The 6,426-nt window shown below is 43.9% G+C and carries 4 protein-coding genes; 1 reads left to right on the forward strand and 3 read right to left on the reverse strand.

Annotated features, from left to right (window positions below; genetic code table 11):
* Positions 1 to 91: 91 nt before the first annotated feature.
* Positions 92 to 1,468 carry a cysteine--tRNA ligase gene (gene cysS, locus IBX48_RS09510; protein WP_296833802.1) on the forward strand — a complete coding sequence of 459 codons (1,377 nt, stop codon included), beginning with the start codon at positions 92 to 94 and terminating at the stop codon, positions 1,466 to 1,468.
* A gap of 237 nt (positions 1,469 to 1,705) precedes the next feature.
* Here the strand turns inward: cysS and IBX48_RS09515 are convergent, their stop codons facing one another.
* The 3 genes from IBX48_RS09515 to gloB all read right to left on the reverse strand — a co-directional run bounded on the left by IBX48_RS09515 (position 1,706) and on the right by gloB (position 6,253).
* Positions 1,706 to 3,607, reverse strand: a complete 1,902-nt coding sequence (locus IBX48_RS09515) for a transglycosylase SLT domain-containing protein (protein ID WP_296833804.1) — start codon at positions 3,605 to 3,607, stop codon at positions 1,706 to 1,708.
* Between the two features lie 61 nt (positions 3,608 to 3,668).
* Entirely contained in the window at positions 3,669 to 5,438 is a 1,770-nt protein-coding gene (locus IBX48_RS09520; RefSeq protein WP_296833806.1) for a LysM peptidoglycan-binding domain-containing protein, read from the reverse strand.
* A gap of 26 nt (positions 5,439 to 5,464) precedes the next feature.
* Positions 5,465 to 6,253 (reverse strand): hydroxyacylglutathione hydrolase, encoded by a 789-nt coding sequence (gene gloB, locus IBX48_RS09525; protein ID WP_296833809.1) that lies wholly within the window; start codon positions 6,251 to 6,253, stop codon positions 5,465 to 5,467.
* Between the last annotated feature and the right edge of the window lie 173 nt (positions 6,254 to 6,426).

Raw genomic sequence — 6,426 nt, forward strand, 5'->3', positions numbered from 1 at the left:
AATAAGTAGCCTTTAAGTCCCGCAGAATTTTATTCTGGGTTAATCGAGGTGCCCAGTTAAACGTGAGTCAAACATCAAAACGGAAAGATTTATGAGTTTACAAATTTACAATACCGAAACTCGTCAAAAGCAAGTTTTTAAACCGATTGAAGCCGGCAAGGTCAGCATGTATGTCTGTGGTGTCACGGTGTATGATTATTGCCACATTGGGCATGCACGGGTGATGGTGGTGTTTGACACGGTAGTTCGTCAATTACGTGCTTTGGGGCTAGACGTTAAATATGTGCGCAACATCACCGATATTGATGACAAAATCATCAAACGCGCGCTTGAAAACAAAGAGTCAGTGCAATCCTTAACCGAACGTTTTATTGGTGCGATGCACGAAGATGAAACCGCGTTAAACGTGTTGCGTCCAGACCAAGAACCGCGTGCGACTGATTACATTGACGCAATCAAAACCATGGTGAAAAGCCTAATTGATAAAGGCCATGCTTATGCGGCGGACAACGGCGACGTGTATTTTAAAGTCACCTCATTTGATTCCTATGGCCGTTTGTCGGGTAAAAAACAAGATGAACTCGAAGCTGGCGCACGTGTTGAAGTTAATCCACACAAACAAAACCCAATGGATTTTGTATTGTGGAAAGCGTCAAAACCCGACGAACCCGCTTGGGACTCAGAGTGGGGCCATGGTCGTCCGGGTTGGCACATTGAATGTTCGGCCATGTCAGAACAGTGTTTAGGTGAGCGTTTGGATATTCATGGTGGCGGTATGGACTTGCAGTTTCCGCACCATGAAAACGAAATCGCCCAGTCTGAATGTGCACACGGTGGTCAACATTATGTAAACACTTGGATGCACGTCGGTTTTGTGCGGGTTGATGATGAAAAAATGTCCAAGTCATTGAACAACTTCTTTACGATTAGAGAAGTCCTAAAAGACTACCACCCAGAAGTGATTCGTTATTTCTTATTGTCTAGTCATTACCGTAGCCCGCTAAATTATTCGCAGGAAAACTTGCAGGCGGCCAAAACCAATTTGGCACGCTTGTACACGGCTTTAGAAGCCGAAGCACCAGGCCTGGTGGCCAAAGACACTGAGTTTGAAAGCCGTTTTAATGCCGCAATGGAAGACGATTTTAATACGCCTTTGGCGATTTCTGTATTGTTTGAATTGGTTAAAGAAGTTAATAAAACCAAACGTGCTGATTTGGTGGCCTTATTGCAAAGCTTGGCTAACCGATTAGGTTTGTTAATGCAAACCCCTGAGTCCTTCTTTAAAGGATCAGCAGGCGAAGCGCAAGCGGGCTTGTCGGATGCCGATATCGAAGCCTTGATTTCAGAGCGAGCGCAAGCTAGACAAGATAAAAACTGGACTAGATCGGATGAGATTCGAGACCAACTGCTAGCCGACGGTGTGGAATTGTTAGATTCGGCACAAGGTACGAGCTGGCGTCGCCAGTAACAAAAAAGCTTAAAAGCTAAAAGCCACAATAAGGTTAAGCTTATATAGAACTAACTTATGTTGATATAAATTTATTTGACAGGTTGTTAAACTTTTTATACAATGCAGTCATTCATGTTTCTTCATGAGTATCCTCCTTTAGTTATCTTTTAATTGAGATACTATTTAAGCCCGGCCAAAATTGAGCCGGGTTTTTTTTCGCCTGAAAAAAGTCTGAAGGAATTGTTAACGCGCTGTTTAATCGAGTAGGGCTTGGTGATCGCCAGGCGAATGGATGGGAGGCATTAAGGTCTGAAGTTTTTGGGTTGGTTGATCTAGCAGGGTTTCAAATACCACCTTATATTCCATGATGGCTTTTACATACTTGCGGGTTTCGCTAAAAGGAATCGAATCAACCCACTGGTCGGCCGCCAGATTATGATGACCTTTTATCCAGTGATCCACCCGTTTTGGGCCGGCATTGTAAGCCGCAGTGGCCATCACTAAATGACCATTATAACGCGCTAATAGATAGGCTAAATAAGCGCTACCTAGTTCTATATTGGATTGAGCGTCGAGTAAATTTCGATATTGTTGGCGGCTATAACCCAATTTTTTGCCGACATATTGTGCGGTACCGGGCATCAGTTGCATTAATCCAACCGCGCCGGCGGATGAACGGGCGTGGGTTTGATAGGCGCTTTCACGGCGCATGATGCTGTAAATCCAGGCGGCTTCAATGTTGTTTTTGCTTGCATTCTGCATCACCGGTTCCTTATAAGGCGTTGGAAAGCGCAGTTCGAGTTGATCCCACTGTTTGGCTTGCGCCAGTGCTCGAATCGCAAAATTATGTTCTTGCCATTCATTGGCGACTTGAGCAATCGCCTGAATATCCTGTACCTCGGCATGACGAATTAAATGCTGCCATTCTCGGTGAGCATTAATGGACCAGTTGATACTTAATAAGTCTCGAATCAAAGCCAAAGCTGGATACTTTTGGTGGAGTTGTTTCAAACTTAATTGAGAAGAGGGTTGAGTATGATGCAGTTGATAATTCTGCCCCAATTGATCGGCCGCCAGAAAACCATAATAGTGGCGCTGTTGAGCCAAAGATTGATATATGCTTTTAGCCGCATCAGGCGCTTGTTGTTTATCTAAAGCACGAGCGGTCCAATAACGCCATTTTGGTTGATTTTGTTCATCTTCAGGCATTAAGTCGATCGTGGTGAGCAAATGTGGCCAGTCGGATTGACGCAGCGCAATTTGCGCCTGCCAACGCAAGGTATCCTTATCGCCACTGGTTTGGTGTAATGAGTTTAGGTGTGTTCTAGCTTCTGGCGCATTGCGATAGGCATAACGCAGGCTAATGATACGCTGTATTTTATGCTGTTCATCTGGGTGAATTCGATAACGTTGTTGATGCAGCACCAACAACTTAATTGCCGCTTCAGGTTGGCTATTAGCCAGCCTTTCTAGTGCTTGCAAAAAAATTTTTCGATTAATAAACGCGCTGGCTTGATTGGGTAATTGCAGGATCAGTTTTTGCGGATTTCGATAATAATCGATCCAGTGATTTAAGGCTTGTTGATCCGTTCGTGATAAATAAGGCATGAGCGATTGCGCCACGCTTAATTGATCACGTTGCATGGCCTGATCAATCTTTTGCCAGATTAACCATCCTGGTAACTCACCTAAACTGATTAATTGATCCTCAATCGGTTGGCATGCGCTAGGCAATTTGAGTTGTTTGAGCCAGACTTTTTGTAGCGATTCAATATCAATAGACTGGTATTCGAGCTGTGCTCGGGTGAAATAACATTGCTCTAAAAGGCTGAGATCGGTCTGAGGATATTTAATTAATAAATCCCAGCGTTCTTGCTGTCCTAGATAGTTCAGCCAGTGTTTGTGTAAGCTATTGGCCAGCGCAAGGTGCTGATAACGCTCAATATATTGTCGGATCGCTAGGTCAGGTGTTCGGTCAAAGTTCTCTAAGGTGTCTTGGTAAAGCAGTTGCGGGTAAAGGGGATGGTCTTGCAGTTGCGCTTTTAGCTTAGCGACTTGGAGACGATCACCGCTTTTTATGAATTCAACAGCGTCTAAAAACGTTTGTTGTTCAAGCGACCGAATTTGTGCTTGAGAGTTTGTCGAAAATAGCCACAAAAGAAGACCTATTCCGACCAAATAAGGCAAGAGGGAGGAGAGGGTGTTTGTGCGAGCTAAGCTAGCTATCATTTGGGATGCGTAACACTTGTCCTGGTCTTAAGAATTCATTTTGTGACAGCTTGTTATGTTTTTTTAGGGTTTCGCTGTTTATGTTAAACGCACGCGCAATATCCCATAAGGTGTCGCCACGTTTTACAGTGTAAAGGTCAGGCGGGCCAGATCGCCAGATCGTTAATTCAGTACCCGGGCGCAAGGTGTTAGCGCTGCTGATTCTATTCCAACGCGTCAAGTCTTGAATCGTGACTTGATAACGGCGTGCAATTAACCATAAACTTTCGCCATCTTTCACTGTGTGCTGCACCGTGTGGCCGTATTTATTGCTGCGAATTTCTAAACGTTGGCCAATGCGAATGTGGTCACGTGGATTTAAATTGTTCCACTGTGCCAGTTGTGAACTATCCAAACCATAATAGTTTGAGATTGTCCAAAGCGACTCACCACGTTGAACATAATGCGTGCGGAAACTTTTATTATTTGAATCGTCGCTGTCGTTGTTGGTCGTATTTTGAGCCAGCTGGGTATGCAGGTGTGCTTGAGAAGCCGGGATCGGAATCAATAACGTGCGGCCCGCTCGAATCATGTTGCCTTTGATGTTATTAAGGCGACGAATTTCACCGATTGAGGTGCTGTAGCGCTGCGCAATCGTCCCCAAGCTGTCACCGGCGACAATGTGGTGTCTTTGCCAGCGAATGTTAAATATGTCATCTGTGTTTTCGGCCAGTTTTTGTTCAAATGCATCCTTATGTGATAAAGGAATTAACAAATGATGGGGGCCATCAGGCGGCGTCACACTTTTTAAATAACCGGGGTTTAAGTGCTTCATAATGTCCTTCGACAAACCGGCCATTTCAGCCGCCTTGTTTAAGTCCATTTGGCGATCAAGCTCAATGTAAGTCAAATAAGGTTCATTTGGTATATCGTGAATATCTAAGTTATATTTTTCACGATTTTTGATCAAATAACTCACGGCTAAAAGTTGCGGTACATAATGGCGAGTTTCGCGTGGCAAATAAGGACGAATCGTCCAGTAATTGATTTCAGCATTCGGATCGGCGCGTTTTAAACGTGCGGTGGCCTGTTGGATACGGCCATAACCGGCGTTATAAGAAGCGAGTGCTAAAAACCAGTCGTTGTTATTGGTTCTATATAAGCTTTCTAAAAAATCTAACGCGGCATGGGTGCTCATGTAGACATCTTGTCGACCATCAAACCACCAGTCCTGCTTTAAGCCATAAATGCGACCGGTGCTTGGAATAAATTGCCATAATCCACCGGCACGTTTACTGGAAAGTGCATAAGGATAAAATGCACTTTCAATAATCGGTAACAACGCCAGTTCGTAAGGTAAATCGCGATTGCGGATTTCATCCATAATGAAATACAAATAAGGCTGGGCACGAACCGAAACACGTTCTAAATGTTTTGTGTTGTTAAGGTAAAAAGCCAGGTAATTTTGGTAGCTTTCGTGGTGTGTTTCTATTAAATGGAATTGATCGGCGAGTTCATCCCAAATTTCCGTGTGGGGTAATGGGGTAGCCAGTTGTAATGGGAAAGGCTCGATTTCTCTCAAAATAGACCGTTCAAATTCAGCTTCGGCCTGGTCAGTATTTAAGTCAGTTGGGATTAGAATGTCGCTATTGACGGGATTTTCTTGGCTTGCTGGCGAGCTAGATGTCTGAGTTAAGCTTTCACAGCCGCCGATAGCTAATAAAACTATAGATAACAAAATTAGGCGTAAAACTGGCGTTTTGTGGCGGGTTATCATCATGAAATTAAGTAGCAACATTTAATTAGTTATTCATCGAGTTCACCGGTGGCATCCAGTGCGTCCTTCCAAGCTCGCAATTCAGCAAATAGCTTTGGCGGTGCCATTTTAGGTGACCCCTGCCCACAATGCTGTGCAATATTAACTGATAATGGCGTTTGATCAAAGTGTAAAAAAGGATTAGTGTGTTTTTCAGTCAATAATTTTGACGGCACACAGGGTTTATTCACCTGGGTGTCGGCTCGAACTTGATCGCGGCGCGCCCGAATATCGGTATTGTCCGGTTCCGCAATAACAGCAAAATTCATATTAGCTAAGGTATATTCGTGACCACAATAAACCCAAACATCGGCCTCGATAGCGCGCAGTTTTAACAGCGACTCGGTCATTTGTTCGGCGGTTCCTTCAAATACTCGGCCACAGCCGCCAGCAAATAAAGTGTCGCCACAAAATAAAACCTGGTCATTAAAATACGCAATGTGATCCAGCGTATGACCGGGCGTTTCAAGCACATTTAAGGTTTCACCACCGACTTGGATTTTATCACCTTGTTTTAAGGAATCCGTAATATAGGTTTTATTGGTTAAATGACCCGCATACACACGTGCTTGCGGAAATTCGGCTAATAAATCTTCCACGCCATGAGTATGATCCCAGTGGTGGTGAGTCAGTAAAATGCCCTGTAGTTGCCATTGATTTTGTTTAATTAATTTGAGCAGCGGTTGGCTTTCGCCTGGGTCCACTACCCAGATGTTTTTTTGCTGGGTGATGATCCAAATATAATTGTCTGACAGTGCATTTAAGCCTTGTACTTGCATGGTTCGCTCTCTTACATTGTAATTGTGTTGATGGGGCAAAGCTAGGATTCACCAGGCCTGGTTGTTACAATACGGTATAATTGATTCTAAGTCTTTCAATGGCGTTGTGTAAACCTAAGTTTTGTTTGCAAGCGAGTTTTAAATCCAGTTTGAGTTCGCGAGATTAAACAATA

The organism is Thiomicrospira sp. (assembly GCF_014859555.1).
Classification (GTDB): domain Bacteria; phylum Pseudomonadota; class Gammaproteobacteria; order Thiomicrospirales; family Thiomicrospiraceae; genus Thiomicrospira.

What these genes read in the sequence shown, in the direction of transcription:
- gloB (WP_296833809.1), bottom strand. Translation starts at nt 6,253, where the DNA reads ATGCAAGTACAAGGCTTAAATGCACTGTCAGACAATTATATTTGGATC.
- IBX48_RS09520 (WP_296833806.1), bottom strand. Translation starts at nt 5,438, where the DNA reads ATGATGATAACCCGCCACAAAACGCCAGTTTTACGCCTAATTTTGTTA.
- cysS (WP_296833802.1), top strand. Translation starts at nt 92, where the DNA reads ATGAGTTTACAAATTTACAATACCGAAACTCGTCAAAAGCAAGTTTTT.